This window comes from Microcoleus sp. Aus8_D2 (genome assembly GCF_036702665.1).
Taxonomy (GTDB): domain Bacteria; phylum Cyanobacteriota; class Cyanobacteriia; order Cyanobacteriales; family Microcoleaceae; genus Microcoleus.
Genome location: NZ_JAUBUN010000070.1, coordinates 1 through 21,190 on the forward strand (window position 1 = coordinate 1; position 21,190 = coordinate 21,190).

Annotated in this window: 25 protein-coding genes; 18 read left to right on the forward strand and 7 right to left on the reverse strand. The window is 44.3% G+C overall.

Features of this window, described 5'->3' with window-relative positions; translation table 11 throughout:
• Nucleotides 1-18: 18 nt before the first annotated feature.
• Entirely contained in the window at nucleotides 19-411 is a 393-nt protein-coding gene (locus QUB64_RS31240) for a transporter (protein ID WP_333270274.1), read from the reverse strand.
• 156 nt (nucleotides 412-567) lie between these two features.
• Between QUB64_RS31240 and QUB64_RS31245 the strand changes: the two genes are divergently transcribed.
• Both QUB64_RS31245 and QUB64_RS31250 read left to right on the forward strand, forming a co-directional pair.
• On the forward strand, nucleotides 568-1,746 hold the full coding sequence (locus tag QUB64_RS31245; protein WP_333270271.1) for a glycosyltransferase family 2 protein: 1,179 nt from the start codon (nucleotides 568-570) through the stop codon (nucleotides 1,744-1,746).
• A 130-nt stretch (nucleotides 1,747-1,876) separates the two neighbouring features.
• Nucleotides 1,877-2,557 carry a class I SAM-dependent methyltransferase gene (locus tag QUB64_RS31250; RefSeq protein ID WP_333270268.1) on the forward strand — a complete coding sequence of 227 codons (681 nt, stop codon included), beginning with the start codon at nucleotides 1,877-1,879 and terminating at the stop codon, nucleotides 2,555-2,557.
• Between the two features lie 297 nt (nucleotides 2,558-2,854).
• Here QUB64_RS31250 and QUB64_RS31255 read toward each other — a convergent pair whose 3' ends face one another.
• On the reverse strand, nucleotides 2,855-4,822 hold the full coding sequence (locus QUB64_RS31255; protein ID WP_333270265.1) for a hypothetical protein: 1,968 nt from the start codon (nucleotides 4,820-4,822) through the stop codon (nucleotides 2,855-2,857).
• A 356-nt stretch (nucleotides 4,823-5,178) separates the two neighbouring features.
• On the opposite strand from QUB64_RS31255, the gene QUB64_RS31260 reads away from it, so the two are divergent.
• The 12 genes from QUB64_RS31260 to QUB64_RS31315 all read left to right on the forward strand — a co-directional run bounded on the left by QUB64_RS31260 (nucleotide 5,179) and on the right by QUB64_RS31315 (nucleotide 8,719).
• A complete protein-coding gene (locus tag QUB64_RS31260) occupies nucleotides 5,179-5,334 on the forward strand; it encodes a hypothetical protein (protein ID WP_333270262.1) in 156 nt (51 codons plus the stop codon).
• A gap of 158 nt (nucleotides 5,335-5,492) precedes the next feature.
• Nucleotides 5,493-5,693 carry a hypothetical protein gene (locus tag QUB64_RS31265; protein WP_333270259.1) on the forward strand — a complete coding sequence of 67 codons (201 nt, stop codon included), beginning with the start codon at nucleotides 5,493-5,495 and terminating at the stop codon, nucleotides 5,691-5,693.
• 84 nt (nucleotides 5,694-5,777) lie between these two features.
• Nucleotides 5,778-5,948: a hypothetical protein gene (locus QUB64_RS31270; protein WP_333270257.1), complete on the forward strand. Its 171-nt coding sequence runs from the start codon at nucleotides 5,778-5,780 to the stop codon at nucleotides 5,946-5,948.
• Between the two features lie 167 nt (nucleotides 5,949-6,115).
• Nucleotides 6,116-6,316, forward strand: coding sequence for a hypothetical protein (locus tag QUB64_RS31275; protein ID WP_333270255.1), 201 nt, complete (start codon nucleotides 6,116-6,118; stop codon nucleotides 6,314-6,316).
• Entirely contained in the window at nucleotides 6,316-6,576 is a 261-nt protein-coding gene (locus tag QUB64_RS31280; RefSeq protein WP_333270252.1) for a type II toxin-antitoxin system RelE family toxin, read from the forward strand. Before QUB64_RS31275 ends, QUB64_RS31280 begins: the two co-directional genes overlap by 1 nt.
• A 160-nt stretch (nucleotides 6,577-6,736) precedes the next feature.
• Nucleotides 6,737-6,967, forward strand: a complete 231-nt coding sequence (locus QUB64_RS31285; protein ID WP_333270248.1) for a hypothetical protein — start codon at nucleotides 6,737-6,739, stop codon at nucleotides 6,965-6,967.
• A complete protein-coding gene (locus QUB64_RS31290; RefSeq protein WP_333270246.1) occupies nucleotides 6,942-7,238 on the forward strand; it encodes a type II toxin-antitoxin system RelE family toxin in 297 nt (98 codons plus the stop codon). The genes QUB64_RS31285 and QUB64_RS31290 overlap by 26 nt, the downstream gene beginning before the upstream one ends.
• Nucleotides 7,239-7,305: 67 nt before the next feature.
• Nucleotides 7,306-7,620, forward strand: a complete 315-nt coding sequence (locus tag QUB64_RS31295; protein WP_333325428.1) for a hypothetical protein — start codon at nucleotides 7,306-7,308, stop codon at nucleotides 7,618-7,620.
• Nucleotides 7,621-7,692: 72 nt separating this feature from the next.
• Nucleotides 7,693-7,923 carry a hypothetical protein gene (locus tag QUB64_RS31300; protein ID WP_333270237.1) on the forward strand — a complete coding sequence of 77 codons (231 nt, stop codon included), beginning with the start codon at nucleotides 7,693-7,695 and terminating at the stop codon, nucleotides 7,921-7,923.
• The gene (locus QUB64_RS31305; protein ID WP_333270234.1) at nucleotides 7,916-8,302 is read left to right on the forward strand and encodes a type II toxin-antitoxin system VapC family toxin; all 387 of its coding nucleotides are present in this window, start codon (nucleotides 7,916-7,918) and stop codon (nucleotides 8,300-8,302) included. Before QUB64_RS31300 ends, QUB64_RS31305 begins: the two co-directional genes overlap by 8 nt.
• On the forward strand, nucleotides 8,295-8,483 hold the full coding sequence (locus tag QUB64_RS31310; RefSeq protein WP_333270232.1) for a hypothetical protein: 189 nt from the start codon (nucleotides 8,295-8,297) through the stop codon (nucleotides 8,481-8,483). The genes QUB64_RS31305 and QUB64_RS31310 overlap by 8 nt, the downstream gene beginning before the upstream one ends.
• Entirely contained in the window at nucleotides 8,480-8,719 is a 240-nt protein-coding gene (locus QUB64_RS31315; protein ID WP_333270229.1) for a hypothetical protein, read from the forward strand. Before QUB64_RS31310 ends, QUB64_RS31315 begins: the two co-directional genes overlap by 4 nt.
• A gap of 65 nt (nucleotides 8,720-8,784) precedes the next feature.
• On the opposite strand, the gene QUB64_RS31320 is transcribed toward QUB64_RS31315, so the two are convergent.
• Nucleotides 8,785-9,702, reverse strand: coding sequence for a GTPase (locus QUB64_RS31320; RefSeq protein WP_333270227.1), 918 nt, complete (start codon nucleotides 9,700-9,702; stop codon nucleotides 8,785-8,787).
• A gap of 233 nt (nucleotides 9,703-9,935) precedes the next feature.
• On the opposite strand from QUB64_RS31320, the gene QUB64_RS31325 reads away from it, so the two are divergent.
• On the forward strand, nucleotides 9,936-11,321 hold the full coding sequence (locus tag QUB64_RS31325; RefSeq protein ID WP_333270225.1) for an NACHT domain-containing protein: 1,386 nt from the start codon (nucleotides 9,936-9,938) through the stop codon (nucleotides 11,319-11,321).
• A gap of 299 nt (nucleotides 11,322-11,620) precedes the next feature.
• Here QUB64_RS31325 and QUB64_RS31330 read toward each other — a convergent pair whose 3' ends face one another.
• The 4 genes from QUB64_RS31330 to QUB64_RS31345 form a co-directional block, all read right to left on the reverse strand.
• Nucleotides 11,621-12,280: a Uma2 family endonuclease gene (locus QUB64_RS31330; protein ID WP_333270223.1), complete on the reverse strand. Its 660-nt coding sequence runs from the start codon at nucleotides 12,278-12,280 to the stop codon at nucleotides 11,621-11,623.
• 70 nt (nucleotides 12,281-12,350) lie between these two features.
• A complete protein-coding gene (locus tag QUB64_RS31335) occupies nucleotides 12,351-12,557 on the reverse strand; it encodes a type II toxin-antitoxin system HicB family antitoxin (protein ID WP_333270220.1) in 207 nt (68 codons plus the stop codon).
• Complete coding sequence (locus QUB64_RS31340) at nucleotides 12,547-12,822, reverse strand: type II toxin-antitoxin system HicA family toxin (protein ID WP_333270217.1); 276 nt, start codon at nucleotides 12,820-12,822, stop codon at nucleotides 12,547-12,549. Before QUB64_RS31340 ends, QUB64_RS31335 begins: the two co-directional genes overlap by 11 nt.
• A 97-nt stretch (nucleotides 12,823-12,919) precedes the next feature.
• Entirely contained in the window at nucleotides 12,920-16,933 is a 4,014-nt protein-coding gene (locus tag QUB64_RS31345) for a magnesium chelatase subunit H (protein WP_333270285.1), read from the reverse strand.
• Nucleotides 16,934-17,467: 534 nt separating this feature from the next.
• Here QUB64_RS31345 and QUB64_RS31350 point away from each other — a divergent pair.
• The 3 genes from QUB64_RS31350 (at nucleotide 17,468) to QUB64_RS31360 (ending at nucleotide 21,134) form a co-directional block, all read left to right on the forward strand.
• Nucleotides 17,468-18,454, forward strand: a complete 987-nt coding sequence (locus tag QUB64_RS31350) for a calcium-binding protein (protein ID WP_333270214.1) — start codon at nucleotides 17,468-17,470, stop codon at nucleotides 18,452-18,454.
• Between the two features lie 263 nt (nucleotides 18,455-18,717).
• Nucleotides 18,718-19,773, forward strand: a complete 1,056-nt coding sequence (locus tag QUB64_RS31355) for a calcium-binding protein (protein ID WP_333270212.1) — start codon at nucleotides 18,718-18,720, stop codon at nucleotides 19,771-19,773.
• A 314-nt stretch (nucleotides 19,774-20,087) separates the two neighbouring features.
• Nucleotides 20,088-21,134, forward strand: coding sequence for a calcium-binding protein (locus tag QUB64_RS31360; RefSeq protein WP_333270209.1), 1,047 nt, complete (start codon nucleotides 20,088-20,090; stop codon nucleotides 21,132-21,134).
• The last annotated feature ends 56 nt before the right edge of the window (nucleotides 21,135-21,190 follow it).

Below are 21,190 nucleotides of genomic sequence, written 5' to 3' on the forward strand. Positions count from 1 at the left end.
CAATGTTACAAGCGATCGCTAGTTCCCCCCAGTCACTCCCCCAGCTTGACCTCTGAGTACAAAAATTACTCCAGTCATAATCAGCGCCACGCCTACCAACCGCAGCGGCGGCAAAGGCTCATGGAATACAATTTTGCCACCCAAAACAGTAAACAAGTAACTAATTGACAGTAAAGGCGAGACTATGCTAATGTTGGCGCGAGACAAAACTACGATAAAGCCGATCGAAGAAACTGCATACAAACACAGACCTCCAACTATCAAAGGCTGAGTTGCCATTGCGATAACTTTTTCAACTAAATTAGCAGCGCCAATCGGCCCTAATATTTTAGCTCCTGCTTTCAGACTAAATTGACCCACAACACTGCACAAAATAGCAGCGAGCAAAACCAGAAAAACGCCTCTATTCATAAGTTCACTAACCTATATTACAAGCAAAAATTGCCATTCCCAAAAACCTGGAAAACTTTAATTAAGTTTTGTTGAGTTTTCTTCACCACTAATAATTTAAGCAGAGATACTGGAAAAGTAAGTATTGTCGATCGCCAGCAAGAGTAAAACAAACATATGGCAGAACAGACCAACACCAGCGGGGAATACACTCTCGAACTCTCCATCCTCATGCCATGCCTCAACGAAGCAGAAACCTTAGAAATTTGCATCGAGAAGGCACAGAAGTCCCTGCGCCTTCTCGATATTGCCGGCGAGGTCATCATAGCAGACAACGGCAGCACTGACGGTTCTCAAGATATCGCCACCAGAATGGGGGCCCGAGTCGTACCCGTAGCAGCCAAAGGCTACGGCAGCGCCCTGATGGGAGGCATCGTAGCGGCGCGCGGAGTTTATATTATCATGGGCGACGCTGACGACAGCTACGACTTTTCCAACCTCGGCGCCTTTGTCGAAAAATTGCGGGGAGGCTGCGATTTAGTCATGGGAAACCGCTTTCAAGGGGGCATCAAACCAGGGGCCATGCCGCCGCTGCACAAATATTTAGGAAATCCGGTGCTGACATGGGTTGGGCGGCTATTCTTTTCAAGTCCCGCGGGCGATTTTCACTGCGGGCTCAGAGGTTTCCGGAGAGACTCAATTTTGAAACTGGACTTGCAAACAACCGGGATGGAATTTGCTAGCGAAATGGTCGTCAAGGCATCTCTGTACAAGTTGGGCATCGCTGAAGTCCCAACGGTACTCTCTCCCGACGGCCGCAGCCGCCCGCCGCACCTGCGAACTTGGCGAGATGGCTGGCGGCACCTGCGATTTTTGCTGCTGTACAGTCCCCGGTGGCTGTTTCTGTATCCCGGTACTGCGCTGATGATGTTGGGTTTAATTGTTGGCATTTGGCTGTTGCCCGGTACTCAAAAAATCGGGGGTATCAGCTTTGATGTACATACGCTGCTGTATGCTGCGATCGCAATTATCGTCGGTTTTCAAGCCGTAACATTCGCTTTCTTCACCAAAATTTTCGCCATCAGCGAGAAACTGCTACCGCAAGACCCCAAACTCAACAAAATATTTCGCTATGTCACCCTAGAGACAGGATTGATTGTCGGAGTCACGCTAATATTAATCGGAATAGTTGGCTCGTTCTTGTCATTTACTATCTGGAGCAAAACTGCTTTCGGTTCTCTAGACCCTTCTAAAACTCTGCGTTTAGTTATTCCCTCGCTCACCTGCCTGACCGTCGGCTTGCAGATGGTTCTCTCCAGCTTTTTTCTCAGCGTCCTGAGCTTAAAGCGCAGGTAAAATAATTCAATCTCAAATCTTGTTACAACTTTCAGCAAAGATGATTTTAATTGCCAAAATGCTGTGTTAAATCGAGCGCGCCAAATCAGGCTTCACCCATGTAATCAGTGCATCCAAAACCTCAAATCCTATGACAGTAACTGAAAACAACTCCAGCGAGTATATTGGCCCCAAGCTAGGCGGTTTCGCAACTAAACTATCTTGGTACGCCCGCCAAAAAATGTTCGATTTGCTCATGGCATTAGCCAATCCCAGCGGCGACACAACTGTGCTGGATGTAGGAGTAACTTCCGACCGTCGCGAAGATTGCAATTTCTTTGAAAAACTCTATCCGTACCCCCACAAAATCACCGCTGTCGGCATGGAAGATGCTGCCTTTTTAGAAGAAGAATATCCGGGTTTAAAATACGTCCGTTCAGACGGGTCGAGTTTGCCATTTCCCGACAAAAGTTTTGATTTAGTCGTGAGTTTTGCCGTCATCGAACACGTCGGCAATAGGACTCAGCAAAAAGCTTTTATTCGGGAACTTTGCCGCGTCGGCAAAACTTGCTGCATCACCACTCCCAACCGCTGGTATCCGGTAGAATTCCACACTGCTGTTCCCCTAATACACTGGTTTCCCCCCTCTTGGTTTCGAGCTTTGTTGAGATTGCTCGGAAAAAACTTCTTCGCCAAAGAGGAGAATCTCAATCTTTTATCCGAGAAAGATGTTTTAAAGATGCTACCAGCAGATGCTCAAGTTTCTACCAGACATTTTAGGCTTCTCGGCTTGATATCCAACCTGCTCTTTTATGTTAAAAATCCCCTTTGATTAGACACAAACCAAGATAAGACTCGGCGGTTGAAACCGCTACTAAAGAGTAAAGTTATTGTACAATACGGTTCACTTAAGACAGATCCCCCCTAACCCCCCTTCCCAAGGGGGGGACAAGAATCTTCTCAAAGTCCCCCTTTTTAAGGGGGATTTAGGGGGATCTCCGGGCAATAAACAGTGTTAAGTGAACCGTATTGAGTTATTTTAGGCTGCGCAATGTGCACCTTACTGCTATGAGTAGCGTATCATGTAAGACTTTTTTCAGCTTGCTTTGATTGCAGCAACAGTTCAGAACTACAAACTCATCGATATGGCTTTAGTTCCCAAATCCAGCACAAAATTTTCTCCGTCTTCATAAAGTTTTTTTCGAGTTTTTGCAAGTTGCTGCACGTTATCCCGAAAGTCGTGAGAGAGTTGTGCTTGCAGTCGAAACCAAGATGACAATCCAGGCCCCGAAGTATCTACATCTGCGGGATGACTGAGACTCCAAGACGAATAAGCTATGTATCGAATAGATTTTGAAACTAAATAGTTGGCTAAGGCTTCAGGGCCTTTGAATGCAGGCATACCGGGAGGCAAACTCGCTCCCCCCGGCCAGTCAGCAACGAAAATTTGATTGCGTTTGAAGTCGAGAATAAAAGGTGCATCTAGTCTGGTTAAAACTGTTTCTCCCTGTGGCAGAGACTGCTGCATTGCTGCATACTGCAACTTTTGCTTTGCTGTAACTAACGATGGATTTTTTAGTCCAAATTGAATGTTTTTCGGATAAGCTGAATAGGTCTGTTTATTGATATCCCAGTCATAGCTAATTGCCAGCCCCGCACAAAATACAGCAACAATAAAAAAGTTGGCTACTTTGTTTTTATTTAATACTCCCGTATCCGTCATTCCTACCGCAATCAATATTAAAATTGCTGGGAATAGGTGAGAAAATGAATAGCGAAAAGGGTCGGCATTTTCGGTAAGTACGCCTACAGCAACTGTCGCCAATCCGGCTGCAATTGTCATAGATAAAGCTGCTTGGCGGTTCGAGAACGAGGGTTCTTCGGGTAAATTGCCCAACTTCAGAGGGCGGATGCTCAAGCTCAAACAGCCGAGCAATATCAGTATAAAAACGTAAATGCCTCGGAATGCTGTAAGGGCGCTTTTAGCAGTACCCAATAGTGTTGAACCTGATTTGAATGTAATGCCGTAGGCGGAGGCATGATAGCCTTTTCCCAAAAGAGGATACAGTAAAGTGCCTGAGGATTGATACATCGAAATCATCCAAGGAAGCAGAAATATTCCGACTAATACTGTTGTCAAGACTAATTCAAGTACAACTTTTTGTTTGGATTCCGAGCTAATCAAGTAGCAAATATAGCTCGCGGCAAATAGAAAGACACAGGCGGGAATCAACGATGATTTTAAAGCACAAAGTGCCGCAGCAATTAAAGCTAATATGCAAGCATTTCTCGCCCAATGGTTGCGCTCTAGTTCTTTACTGTCAAGCGTCCTGAACAAACTTACAAATAAAGCGACTGGCAGCATCATACTTGTAGTGTTAGCTTTGGGAACGGCAATCAAAAGCAAGAATAAAATAGTGAAGATTATCCGTTTGGTTGAGGCTTTATTTTCTTTGAAAAATCCCAGAATTAGTCCCACAGTAATTATCAGGGGCAAAGCGGGATCTATGAGGTTTAAATTAGTGTCGGAAAGTGCGCTTAAAATCAATGTATGGAGAAATGACTGCCCACCCAAAGATACTATTCTTCGTTCGCTGAAAGGGTCTGGGCCCATGGAACCGAGTTGCAGCATTTTATGGGGAAATACTAAGTAGGCGTGGTAGTCGTCGCTGGTATTAAACCCGTCAGCATAGACCATGCTAGCAAAGTTGAGTCTGCCTGTATAAAGCCATCCGGCATATTGGATTAAAATCAGTAGACTAACTATGGCAATGCCTGCTAAGATAATTTTATCTTTACGGCATTCTTGAAATAGCTGCAAGATATTGCTAATAATTAATTGTCTGTGATTTACTAAATCTACTAGACAGTAAACGAGTCCCAAACCTAAGAAAATTAGAATTGTGGTTTGGGAAATAGTCCAGGTTGCATTTAAGATGCCACCAATGAGAACGCTAAAAGCTAGACCCCAAGCTGCTCTTTGTCCCCAGTCAATTCGCTGGTTGGGAAACAGGATGTGGTTGAGGGCTTTTCCCCAACCTATGAGGGAGAGTAGCAGGCAAATACCGTAGGAAAATGATATGAGGTATGACATCATTGCTGTAGGAGTTTTATCTATTAAATAGTTAACTTTTGAGGCGATTAGTTGTCAAGTGTTTGCGGTTTTGTTGTGGAGCGTTTTTGATTATACAATACGGTGTTACTTTTCGCGTTGAATTTGTGGACGTTTGGCAATTACTTATTCGTGGAAGTAAGTTGTGGTTTTCATGCGCTGACAGCTATTTGCGATCTAGGTTAGCATGGGGCGGTATTGACAAAGGGCGATCGCCTACGGGATAGCTACTCCGCGTGTACTTTGGGAATAAAAGGGCGATCGCACGAGATAGACTGAGATTTGCGGAAAATTCCTGAGAGAGCTATGATAGAAGAGTCAGAGAGAAGCTGGTATCGATTATGCTACGCACATTTGAGGCTCTACTGAAAGGAAAGCTTTTAGAGTGGACAAACGATGCTCCGCAACAGAGCGATCGCCCGCTGAAAGTTTACGTGACTTTGTTAGAGGAAAAGTCTAGTATAAGTGCGGATCTTCGCCGTCAAAAAATAGTTTAAATATTGGAAAAACTGGCGGCGAGTCAGACTTTTGCTGAAGTCACCGCTCCGGTTGCATGGCAGCGAGAGATGCGTCAATATCGTGTGCTTCCTGGTAGGGTAGAGCTTGAGAGTGCTACAATTAAATCAACTAAATAAAGTGTAATTTAGGACAGCCTATGTTGACTGTAGAACAGATAGAAAATGCGATTCTCGAACTTCCGCCGAACGAGATTGGAGAGTTGTTAGAGTGGTTTTTGAATTTAGATTACCAACGATGGGATGTTCAGCTAGAGAAAGATATTGCTCAAGGTAAACTGGATGCTTTAGCAGCGGAAGCGATGGCAGATTTTGAGAGTGGTAACTATCGATCGATTTAATGCACTATACGAAGGAGAAAATTTTGGGATTGTTATAGCGCTTTACCGTCAACGGTACAGGTTACAGCAGATCAGTGTTATGAGTTGCTCAGGGCCGATCCGTCTCATCCTTCTTTGCATTTTAAGAAAGTTGGTAAGTATTGGTATGTAAGGGCCGGACAAGCTTATGGCGCGTTGGGTGTGGAAATTGAAACAGGTATTTTGTGGTTTTGGATTGGTACGCACGCAGAGTACGATCGACTGATTGGTAAATAATCCAATAGTGCGATCGGCGTAGTTATCCCGTGGGATCTCGCGCTTTGGGAAGAAATGGGCGATCGTACTTTGGGCAGAAATGGGCGATTTCTGTTTTCTCCGAACTAAAGTTGCTATTATTTATTGATAATCCCAGATACTAGGAGATTAAGATGCAAGTCAAAGACATGACAGTTGATCAACTGCGGGACTTAATTCGGCATACGGTTGAACAGTGCTTAGAAGAATATTTTGGCGATCCAGATTCTGGTTTAGAAGTTAAGGAAGAAGTCAAGCAGAAATTGTTGGAGTCAATCAAGCGCAAACAAGCAGGAGAAAGTAGCATCGAACCTGGGGAAGTTTATCAAAAACTAGGCATGAAATCGTAATGAGCTATTCGGTTGATTTGACAGCAGAAGCTCAGGTTAACCAAGAAAAATTGACTCAGGCTGTGCGGGAGCGTATAGCCAATAAAATCAATTGGTTAGCTGAAAATTTTGAACAAATTACTCCTATGCCTTTGTCCGCTAATCTGGCAGGTTTCTTTAAGTTAAGAGTGGGTGATTATCGCGTAATTTATACTTTTAATGAGGAGTTAAGGGTTATTAGTATTCACCAGATTGGACACCGGAGAGAAATTTATGATTAAGTGAAGGTCGATCGCACTTGGGGAAAATAAGGGCGATCGCGCTTTGGGAAGAAACGGGCGATCGCACTTTGGGACGAAAAGGGATCTCGCAAGAGCGAAATTTCAGACTATCTGGTATAATCAGACAGGTAGCTCTAATAATTTTCAATAGCTATGAACTATGAAAACTCAAGAACTTCGCCAGAACCTTAAACAATCGATAGATAGCTTATCTCCTGAACGGCTGCTCGTTGTGGCTGATTTTTTAGCTTATTTAGCAGAACGTGAAAGCAATGAAGCTACGGTGGAATTATTGAAAATTCCCGGTTTTCTAGAAGCATTTAATAAAGCAAAAAAGGATGTAGCAGCAGGTAAGGTGACGACCGTTGAGCAACTCAAACGAAAATACTGATGAAAATCTGAATTTTTATTCCGTGGTTCTTAGCTTTGATGCTCAGGAGTTTTTTGAAGAAGCATCAGCTTCTTTACAACGCAAACTAGATCGATGTTTTGAGATGTTGAAAACTGACCCTCGCAGTCATCCAAATATTAAGCAACTCAAAGGCGACTTAGCTGGATACTATCGCTATCGCGTTGGAGATTATCGGGTTGTTTATGACATTCATGAGGAGCAAAAGCGGGTGGTTGTGACTATTATCGCTCATCGTCGTGAAGTGTATTAGGGCGCACTTTGGGAAGAGAAGGGATCTCGCACTTGGGGAAGAAAAGGTCGATCGTACTTTGGGATAGGTGCGTAGATCGCACTTTGGGCAGAAATGGGCGATCGCACTTCCCTCGATCCTAAATTGCTATAATGACAATCAGCCAAAAAATATTAATGCAGAGTCTATGTCTACTTACAGCACGGTACTGACTCAGGTTCTAAAACTTTCACCAGATGAGCAACTGCGACTCATGTCTGAATTATTTGCACATATTCGTCAACGGGTGATTCTATCACCCAAGCGCAGTATTTTAGAATTGGAAGCTTTGGGTAAGGAAATTTGGAATAGGATTGATGCTCAAGAATATGTGAATCAGGAACGTGATTCATGGAATAGATAGCTCAGGTACATAACTCATAACTAGAAATTGTTATATAATAGCTTAAAATTCAAAAATGTCAACATAAAGCCTATGTCTACTTATAGCGAGGTACTGAGTCAGGCTCAAAGTCTGACTCTTGAAGAGCAACAGCAACTTTTAGAAGTATTGTCAGAATTGGTTCGCCTGCGGAAAACAACCCAGACTCAGGATAGCAGTCAAAGATTGCCCAGGAAAAATTTAAAGAGATGGCGCGGTTTTTTGCCTAAGCGTGTGGATGCTTTGGAATTCCAGTTGCAACTCAGAGAAGAATGGGATGAGTAATAAATATCTTCTTGATACCAACATCTTGATTTATTACTTCAATGATGAGCCGGAAGTTCAGCCTATATTTGATGAAATTGAAGCGGGAGATGCAGAGGCTTTCTACTGTCCGATTACTTGGGTGGAGTTACTTTGTTACCCGGCATTGACAGAAGAACAAGCGAATGAGATGCGAGAATTTTTGAGACTTCTTAACTGCGTCTTATTGACAGAATCAGTTTTAGATCGTGCAGCCCAAATCCGTCGAAATTACCGCTTGAAACTAGCGGATGGTGTAATTGCAGCCTGTGCCTTAGCTGAGGGGTGTGTCTTGGTAACTCGCAATGCTGAGGATTTTAAGCGCGTTGATGGGTTAAGTATATTGAATCCATTTGATTAGGTTGGTCGATCGCACTTTGGGAAGAAACGGGCGATCGCACTTGGGGAAGAAAAGGGCGATCGTGCTTGGGGAAGAAATGGGCGATCGCGCTTTGGGAAGAAATGGGCGATCGCTTAATGTACGCCAAGCAACTAAAATTGAACTTATCCTAAAAAGTAGAGTACAGGAGAAGAATTTATGAGTACAGAGCGTTGGGATGATGATAAGCTAGATCGTTTGGCTAGCATGGTAGAGAGTAACGCCCGCGTTATTCAAGCCCTAGCTAATGTGGCGGCAGAAGCAAGAGAAGAACGGGAGCAGTTATTTCAAAGGATGGATCGCCAGCAAGAAGAAATTGTTGGTTTGAGGATTGAGACGAGACGGATGCTTGATATCCTCTTGAACCAGCGCAATCAAGATGATAATCCAACTGCTTAATCAAGGGCGATCGCGCTTGGGGCAGAAAAGGGCGATCGCACTTGGGGAAGAAATGGGCGATCGCTTTACTCATCATCATACTTCGATAACCACGCTCCTATAAGAGTTCCTACTATTCCTGCCCCAGAAAAACCTATTATCAATGGAGCATTTAAAAGTCCGGCTACAGCAACTCCAATTCCCATAGCTGTTCCTGCTGACTGCAAAACTGCCTCAACAAATTTCCTCCTAATAAGTTGTTTTTGTTGCTTGTTAAGACGAGTGCGCTTTGTTATACTCGGAGTCAAAAAACTTAGTAAAGCAATCATACCTTTCATAGATACACGATCCGCTACTACTGTGAAAAATTCTCCAAGCCATTCCTTACCGTCAGGTGTTGTCTTACTTTTACCGTCAGGTGTTGTGTCACTTTTATTGACTATTGCAACTGCTGGAATCTGATATGCTATATTCGTATCTTTTATGCACTCGGCTATTGCTTGTTGAACACTTTGTGTTCTCTTAGTTAATTTTGTTTTATACTCTGAGATACTAACCTTATCGGCAAAAGTGAAAACTATAACAGCGTGTTCCCAAACTCTTGGGCCCAATGCTTCTGAAATAATTTTGATTCCTCGCTTATCATTGTCTGTAATTCGAGTTTCGTCGAGCCTGTTTATATATAACATAGAATCAGGATCTTTGATTTCGGAACGTATCTTGTCTATATACATATGATCGTTTCCACTACCATCGCAAAGACCAGGAGTATCAAATATTATTGCTTTAACACCATTCATTTCAAAATTAAACCCCGTAACCTCTGTTGTTGTTGTCTCATTATCATCAACCTTACATACATCTTGACCTACTAATGAATTTACCGTGCTAGATTTGCCCCAACCTGCACGACCTATAACAAAAAATACTAGCCGTTGTCCTGTAAGTGCTTGCACCTTTCTTTCAAGAAATTCAAGGAATTGTGTTGCCTGTTCATCATTCATGGTAATTTTTTAATTTATTGCAATAATTCAGTAATCGCCCGTTTGTACAGCAGACGATACAGTCATTAAGGTATATTTTATGACTAAATATAAGCCCGCTCAGTCAGAAATGTCGGGACTTTCCCCGACAACCCGATCGCAAATGTCGGAATTATGTCGGAATTATGTCGGAAATGTCGGAAATGTCGGATATGTCGGATATAATATGACAAATCCCAGCACACTACTGACCTATGGACATCGCCGAAGTCTTGAAACTCGCAGACGAACTAATCTTCGCCAAAACGGGAGAACATATAGACTATCTGCAAAAGGCTATCCTTGAAGGGACATTCCAAGGTCGGACATACCCACAAATTGCTGACGCGACTCATTCCAGTGAAGGTCATACTAGGGATATCGGTTCGGAATTATGGCAAATACTTTCAGAGGGATTCGGAAAAGAGATTACTAAAAGAAATTTTAGATCAATTTTAGAAAAAGCGAAATTTGATAACTTTTCATCAGCTATCGGTAGAGTAGGTAGAGATTATGTAGCGATTAATAACGTCAACATTTGTCAAGAAAAAGCGAGAACTCCAACAAATCCCCAAAACCCCCAACAAACCCCAACTCAACCCCACATCGACTTAGGCGACGCACCCGAAATCTTCAGGTTTTTCGATCGCACTCCCGAACTCTCCACCCTCGAAAACTCGATAACACAGCAACGCACTCGCCTCATCGCACTCCTCGGAATCAGTGGCATCGGCAAAACAACCCTCTCCCTGGGCCTCATCAACCAAATCAAAACCGGCTTCGATTACGTCATCTATCGCAGCCTCCGCTTTTCCCCAACCCTCGAAGCAACCCTCACCAACCTGCTGCAAATCTTTCCCCAACCAACAGAAACTCCCCAAAACATTGACACCAAAATTTCCCAACTCCTCAACCACCTCCGCAACTATCGCTGTCTGATAGTCCTCGATGACGTGCAAATGCTTTTTTGCAGCGGACAACCGCCAGGACAATACAAATCTGACTGTGAAGATTATCAGTTATTTTTTAAACTTATTGCCGAAGTTTGTCATCAGAGTTGTTTGATGTTGAATAGTTCGGAAAAACCTAGAGAAATTGCCCGATTAGAAAAATCATATCATCCGGTTCGCTCCTTTGAATTGGGAAATTTAGGAATAGCTGCTAAAGAGATTTTGAAGTCAGAAAAGTTATCCGATGAGGAAACATGGGAAACATTAATTGATATTTATCAAGGCAATCCCCTGTGGTTAGAGTTAACTGCAACCCTGATTCTAGAGTTGTTTGGGGGTAGCGTTGCCCAGTTTTTGCAGTGCGAGATGCCGATTTTAGATGAAGGGCTGCAATCTCAGTTATCTCAACAATTTCAGCGCTTGACTCCGCCGGAATTGGCTGTGGTGACTCACTTTGCGAGTCAAGCTGAACCCGTTGCTGTGTCCTATTTTTTCAACAAAATACCGTTGTCGCCGTCTGAGTTAGTCAATGCAGTGCGATCGCTCAGAAATCGGTTTTTATTGGATGCAATAGAAGAGGAACAAATAACGTTGTTTAGTGTGAATCCGGTGTTGAGACAGTACGTGCAAAGTCGGTATGCTTCTAATTGATTTCAAATTGTTGATAAACGCGATATTCGTAGGGAAACGGCAGTGCTCATTGGTGTAAACTTAAGTTTGAAATCCTTTGTATTTCTCGTTTGTAGCCGAGGCCCGATCCCCCTAAATCCCCCTTAAGAAGGGGGACTTTGAGCAGATTCTTGTCCCCCCCGGATAGTCGGGGGACTTTGAGAATGCTCTTGTCCCCCCCTTCTTAAGGGGGGCTAGGGGGGATCTAGGCCCTAATCGCCAGACAGAAGACCTGCACTACGTTTGATGTTAAGTTAACACTAATGGGCACTACCATTTTCCTATGGTAGCTGATTCTGTAAGTGCGATCGCACCCACTCTCTAAACTCTCTAATTCTCGCATTCTCCCCTTTATCCGAATCTAGCTGCATAAACCCTGCGAGTTCCTTCACAGGAAATGAGCCAAATGCCAAACTGGTTTCCGACTCGACATAACCCGTATCAGTTAAAATATTAACTGTCAGTTTTCCTTTTTTCCAACGCCAAACTTCCGGCACTTTCAGTTCCGCATAAACCGCCATTTGATTAATAGAAGAACTTGTCAAATCCATTTCCACAGCTAAATCTGGCGGCGGGTCAGTCTTGAGGTCAATTTTTAATTTACCCCGCATTACCGCTTCATTTTGGATGTAAAAACATTCGTCAGCTTCTTTGCCAGCTTTCTTAGGTTTTGAACGCCAAGTAGATGATTTTAATCCGATAATCTCTAGTCCTAATTCTTCAGAAAGTGCTGCAATTAGTCTCCCGATAGTCCAGCTATACCTTTCATGTTCTGGTAGAGGCACCATAAGTTCCAAAGTTCCGTTGTAGTAAGTCATACGCGGCGTGGGACGTTCCGCAAATATTTCTAACAACTGTTCGTAGGTTTCCCAACTGATATCGTGTAAAACCAGGTGAGATCCTGCAATATCTTCTTTAGTATCTGTCAGAGTTTGAAGCATTAAAAATACTCCTGCTAAATCGCCTTGATTTGTTTTGATGCTTAACTTTTTTATCCTTTCAATCCGGCATTTATGCAAACAGCAATCTACCTTTCGGTTGAGGCACACTTCGCCCTAATTGCTGAGCCGTCTCAATCCACTCCTGCATAATCAATTCTACATTTTGCAGAGCTTCTTGATAAGTTTCACCATCAGCAGCACATCCAGGTAATTCAGGCACTTCTGCAATAAAAGCTTGGTCTTCCTGACTCCAGTAAATAATTACTTCATACTTCATTATCATCTTGATTGACCAGTTTATACTTCAAAACTACTGCACGAACTTGCTTAACTTGATAGGGCTTAGCTTTTGACCTATCTCCTTTTTGTGGTTGGAGGTTGAGAATTTCTTCAACACCTTCCTTGCTAAAAATATGGTGACTTCCGTTAATCCTTACCTCAAATCCTAAAATATGGATAACTTCACACAAATCGCTAAAAGAAAAGTTAGCATCTGATGCACCGAGCATCAGCTTAGCTATTAGTTTGTCTATTTGAGCCATTAATTAAATTTTTCATTATTATCTTTGCTTTAATACTCTTAAAACAGTGTCAGGGTAATTTCTTGCCCTGACACTATTCTACACTAATTCGGGAATCTTATTCTACCCCCTCAATCCGGTCTTCCACCTCCTGATAAAGTTCACGCAAGCGATCGAGATTGCTCTCCGAAGTCTCCCAATAACCCCGGCCGTTCACTTCCAACAAAGTGCTGACAATCTTGCGGAACGAATGAGGATTCAGATTCAGCAAACGCTTCTGCATCTCCGCATCTTCGATAAATGTGGTGTTCACATCCTCATACACCCAATTATCCACCGCACCCGCAGTCGCACTCCATCCAGTAGTGTTCACCAGACGCTTAGAAATCTCCCGCACGCCTTCATAACCGTGGGATAACATTCCTTCGTACCACTTCGGATTCAGCAGCTTGGTGCGCGAATCTAAACGCACGGTTTCTGATAGCGTCCGTACCTGCGCGTTGGCTGTCGTCGTATCAGCAACGAAGGATGTTGGTTGCTTCCCGTCGGCGCGCAAACTGCCGATTAATTTAGTCGGATCGGAGTCGAAATAGTGCGACACGTCGGTTAGCGAAATCTCGGCAGAATCTAAGTTTTGGAAAGTGACTTCCGCAGTTTTCAAGGATGATTCAAAAATCTGCCTGTCTTGTTCCATTGTTCCCGGATTGTCGGAAGAAAAGGCGAAGGATTTGCGGGTTAAATACATTTCCTGCAACTCAGCTTCGCTTTCCCAGGTGCTGTTTTCGATCGCCAAATTGACGTTAGATGAGTAGGAACCCGAAGCGTTGGAAAATACGCGGGTTGCTGCTTGGCGCAGGTTGATGCCCATTTCTTCGGCTTGCTTCAAGGCGTGTTTGCGGACGAAGTTCATTTCTAAGGGTTCGTCGGCTTCTGCTGCCATTTTCACGGCTTTGTCTAACAAGTTCATTTGGTTGATGAACAAGTCACGGAAGACGCCGGAACAGTTAATTACTACGTCGATCCGAGGACGGCCCAACTCTTCTAAGGACAGCAATTCGAGTTTGTTGACTCGGCCCAAAGCGTCGGGAACTGGTTTGACTCCAACCATCCACATTACTTGCGCGAGGGATTCGCCGTAAGTCTTGATGTTGTCGGTTCCCCAAAGCACAACGGCGATGGTTTCGGGATAGTTGCCGCCGTTATCGGTGCGCTGTCTTTCTAATAGTCGATCGACTACAACCTTAGCAGACTTCACAGCACCCGTAGTCGGGATTGACTGCGGGTCCAAAGCGTGCATATTCTTGCCAGTGGGCAAAACATCCGGGTTGCGAATCGGATCGCCACCGGGGCCCGGCAGAACATACTCGCCTTCTAGCGCGCGCAACAGTGCGCCTAATTCGTTGTCGGCGCAAACTTGTTGCAAGCAGAATTCCAGATACTCAAACAGCGGTTTAATCGGTTCTGGATCGACTTTTTTGTAGCCGGCCGCGTGCAGCGATTCAATCCAAGGTGTTTTCTTGCCCATGTTGAAGAAATTCAACCGGGAAACCAGGGAAACTCTACCCTCAGCATCGGTTTGTTCCTTCACCAAAGCGCCCACTGCATCCCGACAAGCTAAGGTGATGTTTTGCAGCAATTCGACATCATTTAAAATGCCTCGATCGCTATTAGTGTAAACTTCTTCGATATCCCGTCCCAGACTTTTGGCGATAATTCGCGGTAAGCTGAGCAGGTCGTCTTCTTCGCGGTCTAAATTGGCGATATTTACTAAAGTTGCGATCGCCTCTTCAGCAGTTGGCGGCTTCCCGATAATGTGCAAACCGCAAGGTAACAACCGCGACTCAATCTCCATCAACTTGCGGTAAACCAAGCCAACTAAATTGTCCCGTTCCTGGGCAGTCAGGGCAGCAGCAACCCCCCCTGGCCCCCCCTTGGTAAGGGGGGGTTGGGGGGGTAAATCGATATCTTTGTCTAAATTCACCAAACGGCATTTTTCGACGATCGCATCTACAATCGGCACACCCCGGCCCGTATCCTTCAAAGTTTGATAGGAAGCAATTAACTCGCTAAGTTCCTGCAAACCTTTGTACAAACCAGCATTTTCAGCCGGAGGAGTTAGATAGCTGATAGTTTCAGCGTAACTGCGACGCTTGGCAATTGTTGCCTCGCTGGGATTGTTGGCGGCGTAATAATAAAGATTAGGAATCTTGCCGATCAAACTGTCGGGATAACAATCGATCGACATTCCCATCTGCTTACCCGGCATGAATTCTAGGGAACCGTGAGTGCCGAAGTGCAGCACCGCATCCGCACCCCAAATGCGCTCCAAATAAGTGTAGTAAGCAGCAAAACCGTGGTGCGGGCTGGCGGAACGAGAGAATAACAACCGCATCGGATCGCCTTCGTATCCAAAAGTAGGTTGCACTCCGATAAACACGTTGCCGAAATGTTTGCCGTAAATCAGCAAATTTTGTCCGTCGCTGTTCAAATGTCCTGGAGGCGGGCCCCAATTTTCTTGCAAGCGTTCTGAATAAGGAGTGAATTCTTCGTATTCAGCTACCGACATCCGGTGAGCAATATTCAATTCTGGACTTTGATATTGGGCTGTGGCGTCGTGGATGACTTCTTGCATCAGTTTTTCTGCGGAATCCGGCAGTTCTGGCAAGTCGTAACCGTTGCCTTTTAGGGCTTTCATTACTTCGTAAATCGAGCCGAAAACGTCCAAGTAAGCGGCTGTTCCGACGTTGCCTTTGTCGGGCGGGAAACTGAAGACTGTGATCGCAATTTTCTTGTCTAATTTTGGTTTGCGCCGCAGCATTGCCCATTTCATGGCACGCTGGGAAATCGCCTCAATTCTATCTTGCAGGGCGATCGCCTTTCCGGTTGCGCCATCTCTACCCGACAAAATAATCGGTTCGATCGCGCCATCCAACTCAGGAATCGCAACCTGCAAAGCAACTTGAATCGGGTGCAAGCCTAAATCGCTATTTTCCCACTCTTCCGTCGTTTGGAAAACCAGCGGCAAAGCGACCATGTAAGGACAGTTGAGCTTTTTCAAAGTCTCGATCGCCTTCGGGTGATCTTGTTTCGCCGGGCCGCCCACCAGGGCAAAACCAGTCAGAGAAACTACCGCATCCACGATCGGCAGCGGTGTCACACCTTTCGCCCCAACTTCCAAGAAAAAGGTTTCTACGGGTTTCGAGAAGTCCAAGCCGCCTGCAAAAATCGGTAAAACCCGCGCGCCCATCGCCTCAAATTCCTGGACTATTGCGACGTAGTGCGCGTCATCTCCAGTAACTAAGTGAGTGCGCTGCAACACTAAACCGATGCAAAGTGCGAGGGGGTCTTTGAGGTCGGCGGAAATATCTTTGCGGGCATTATACCAGGTCAGATATCCTTTTACATCCTCAAACATTTGGGGTGCTAAAGGATGCCAAATCCCCATATCCGGGTAGACAACGGGTTCTTGAAAACTTAGCTGTTCCTGGCCTTTGAATACGTATTTATGTGAAAGCATTAGCAAGAAGTTTTCCAAGTTTTCTTGGGAACCGCCCAGCCAATACTGGAAACTCAGCATGAAGTTGCGGGCATCTTGGGCTTTGTCGATCGGCAAATATTTCAGCACTTTCGGCAAAGTTTGCAGCAGTTTCAGCATTCCGTCTTGGAAGGAACTCCCGGACTTTTCCTTCCGTTTTTTCATGAATTCGCCGATCGCGCTTTTGCTTTGTCCCAACTGCGCCATCGAGAAACTGCCCATTTTATTGAGCCGCATCACCCCCGGCATCGACGGGAAGACAACGGCGACATCTAAGCTGTCGCGCAGCGGTTCCACAGCCGCTACCACTTTTTCGGCCAAATCTTCGATAAAAATTAGAGAAGCAATAAATACGTTGGCATCCGCCACATCCCGCTTGAAGGCCTCGTAATTTTCCGGGCTGCGGAGTTCTTCGATCAGATAGCCGCTGATTTCTATTGCCAGATTCGGATTTTTGTTATTTATCGATCGAACCGCTGCGGAGAGGGCGCTTTGATACTGCGGTTCTAGTACGACATAGACCACCTTCATGAGCGATCGCCCCTGCAAGTTTTCCGGCACAACGTGGCGAATGGTGGGCTTGACGTGAGTGAACATCCGGTTAGGCTCCTTATAAGATGCTGTTTTCGGCAATCGGGAATTTTTTATCCCCTAAGCATTTTTACCAGAAAACGCTTGCCATTAGGCGATTTGAGCCTGCATATGACACAATTCGACAAATTTATTGAGATTTTTAGTTACATTATTTTACAAATTAGCTGAGCAAATGCTCAAAAATTTGTTAATAAAAATTAACTTGACATTAATGATTTAGTGTGTTAATGGTTAGATTCTGAATACAAAATAAAAAATTAACCAAATCTTTGAGAAAAATGCTCCTGACCCAAGTTCCAAAGTTTGTAGAAGTAATCAAACAGGCGATCGAGCAATTAATTAATCCCATAAAGTAATAAGTGCCGAATTTTTAACCGTTCTTTCGGATGAGTGCGCTATGAGAAAATTTGATATTTTGCCGGGAACTTAAAACGGTTGTAGAAACTCTATATTGTATAAGTTCGCGATCGGCGATCGAACTCAGGTGAAATTAATTGCTGTTGATTGTCAAGCTCATCAAAACCCTAGGGGGAAAACATGGCTAACTACGCAATTTTCGACGAAAAATATTACCTCGCCCAATATCCTTGGATCAAACCGGCCATTGATGCCGGAGTAATCGCATCCGGGAAAGAACACTTTGAAAAATTTGGTAGAGCAGGTGGCTTAACTAAAGTATCGCGTTATTTTGACGAAGCTACTTACCTTGCAGCCAACCCAGACATTGCACCCTTCGTCCGCACAGTTAATCCAAACGCACCTTTTGCGACAGGGCTCGATCACTTTATTCAGTTCGGTTACGATGAAGGACAGCGCCGCACTCAAGTATCGCCTGAATACAACGAAGATTTTTATTTAGCAAACAACTCCGAGCTGCGATCGTTTATCGGCCCCAATGGACCTTTCAAATCAGGCTACCAGCATTTCATTCAATTCGGGGCCAAAGAAGGCCGTTTTGGGACTTCGTTTTTTGAACCGGAATACTTAAAGAAAAACCCCGATATCGTGCCGTTCATCAACTCTGGAGCCTTGAAAACTGGTCGGGATCACTACTTCAATTTTGGGAAAAACGAACCGAACCGCGATGCTACTATTGTCGGCAGCCGCAGCACCGATGTTCTCACGGGTGTGGGCGTGGGGAATACCGAACTTGTGGGAGTAGAAGTAGGTATCGATCCCCGAGGAAACCGGCAGTATGAAAGCTTTGGAACTAATGAATTCGATGTCCTAATTGGCAGCCCGGGAGTTGATACATTCGTCCTCGGAGTTCCTCCTACAGCCGGGAATTTTAACGCGGCACCGCTGTATACGGGTAACGGTCAAGCTACGATTCGCAACTTCGACATAGACAAAGATTTGATCCAACTGCAAGGAAATTCTTTAAGTGGCTACAGTCTGACTCCCGTTGGTGGCAATTTGTCAATTCAGCGTTTTGGAGATGTGCTCGGCGTGATTGAAGGAGGAGCCAACTTGAATTTGCAATTCCTAGAAGCTAACGGTAATGGTACTTTTGCGATCGGTTAGTCATTAGTCATTGGTCATTAGTCATTAGTCATTAGTCATCTTGCCCGAATAGCAAAGCCGAAGGGTAGTCATTAGTCATTAGTCATTGGTTGATACTGATGATTGATGGCTTTTTAGTTTTCCGGCGATCGCCCTTTTGTGTCTACTAGCCAAATACAAAATGGCGCTTGATAATACTTAACTTGACATAATGAGATAGTAGAGTTATTAATATGAATCGAGTTTAACTGACAAGTAAGCCGACTAAAATTGAGGTATAAATTATGGCAAACTATGACATTTTTGACGAACAATACTATCTTTCACAGTATCCGTGGCTGAAACCAGCTATTGATGCAGGAATCATCAAATCTGGAAGAGAACACTTTGAAAAATTTGGTCAAGCTGGTGGCCTCACCGCAGTATCGCGTTACTTTGACGAACAAACATATCTAGCTCAAAATCAAGATCTTGTTCCCTCAATCCGCAACTCAAGCAATCCAAACGCGCCTTTTGCTTCTGGTTTAGACCACTTTATCCAGTTTGGTTACGAACAAGGCCGCACGCGAGTATCGCTTGACTACGACGAAGCATTTTATTTAAAACGATACCCCGTACTTGTGCCGTTTGTACAGAACGGAACTTTTAAATCTGGTTTAGAGCACTTCATCAAATTCGGAGCCAAAGAAGGTCTCTATGCGAACACATTTTTTGAATCAGAATACTTGCTGCAACATCCCGCTGTAGCAACAGCAGTCAAGGCGGGAGTGTTCAAAACAGGCGGAGAACACTACCGAAAATTCGGGCAATTTGAGCCCGCTCTTCCCTTTGTCGATGTGAATTTTTTCGGAACTTCCGGTAATGATACCGTCCAGGGTTTCGGGGTGGAAAATGTTAACATATTTGGAGTTCAATATGTTTTAGACGCTAACGGCAGGCGGCAGTTTCAAAGTTACGGCAGCGATGAATTCGATACTCTCATTGGCGGTAGCGGTCGCGATAACTTCGTGTTGGCCGTTACCGTCCCAGGTGTAGGGGGTAGCAGACCGACGCCTACCAACCTGGGGTTCTACGAGGGGCCAGGTTTTGCTAAAATTCAAAACTTTACCCAAGGTCAGGATACGATCTACCTCGGCTCTACATCATTCGATAAATACATTGTGTTTCCCATCAACAATAATCGAGATTTAGCAATCCAAACAAACGGCTTGCCGTTCTTTACACCAAATGGAGGCAACCAACTTAGTTATGGTGATACGATCGCTGTAATTGAAGGTGGTGGAAATCTCAGCTTGAAGCCATTGTTTATACCGACTAAAATTGGCACTTTTCTCGGCTAGAAATCCCAAAGCTATTCCTGGGTCGATGTTTAGTTTTTTGGCTGCGATATCCCTTTTTTTTTGCCACTAAAATAATTAAAAAGACTTAATAATACTTATCTTAACACACTGAGCAGATGTGCGGATATGATTTATAAAAGTTAGTAATAGTTGTTGATTTTAACCCAATACGGTTCACTTAAGATGCTCCTCCGCGAGGAACGAAGCAAACAAGAGTGTCTATTTTTCATCGGTTTTCCCCTGTAGTCATCTCTTAAGTTAACCGTATTGGATTGTAACCTAAAAGTAAGCAGACTAAGGTTGAAGAAAAGATAATGACAAACTATGACATCTTTGACGAAAAATACTACCTTTCACAATATCCGTGGCTGAAACCGGCTGTTGATGCAGGAATCATCAAATCTGGCAGAGAACACTTTGAAAAATTTGGTCAAGCCGCAGGTCTCACCAAAGTATCGCGTTATTTTGATGAAGAAACCTATCTAGCTCAAAATCAAGATATTGCTCGCTTAGTTCGCACTCCCAGCAACCCAAACCTGCCTTTTGCATCTGGTTTAGACCACTTTATCCAGTTTGGCTACGAAGAAGGGCGCACTCGCGTATCGGCTGACTACGACGAAGTTTTTTATTTAAAACGCCACCCGGAGATAACTCCGTTTGTGCAGAACGGAACTTTTAAATCCGGTTTTCAGCATTTTATCAAATTCGGAAAAACAGAAGGTAGGTACGCCACCAGTTTCTTTGAACCGCGTTACTTGGGAGACAACCCCGATGTGGCCGCAGTTGTCGAGGCTGGAGGTTTAAGAACTGGTCGAGAACACTATCTCAAATTCGGGCAATTCGAGGCAAATCGATCGGCCGTTTTCACAGGAACTAACGGCAACGATATCGTCACCGGATTTACAGCAGGAACAAATCAGATTGTCGGATTGCAAGTGGCTTTAGCCACAGCAGGTCGGGGCATTAATAAGAATAAGTACGACGCTTTGCAGTTGGATCAAAATAGAGTGCCCGTTTTGACTACCACGGAATTCGATACATTAATTGGCACTGCGGGGAATGATTACTTCGTCCTCGGAGATGTTGCTCCCAGCCAACGACAGAGTCTGATAGGTACGGTCAGTTTCTATGCGGGCAGTGGCGAGGCAAGAATTGTCAATTTTGAAAAAGGCAAAGATTATCTCCAGCTTATGGAAGGTCTCGATCGACTTACCATAACTCCATCGGGAGGAGATTTATTAATTCAAACAGCAGGAGATACAATTGCTCGAATTCAAGGAGGAGCAAATCTCAACCTGCAACAAATTTCAATGAGAAATCTCTTTAATCCTGAAGTTAATGTGCTGACTTTTTTAGGTTAATAAAAAACAATATATCCTATGACAAATATCGCTTCGATCCCAGACTAGATCCCCCT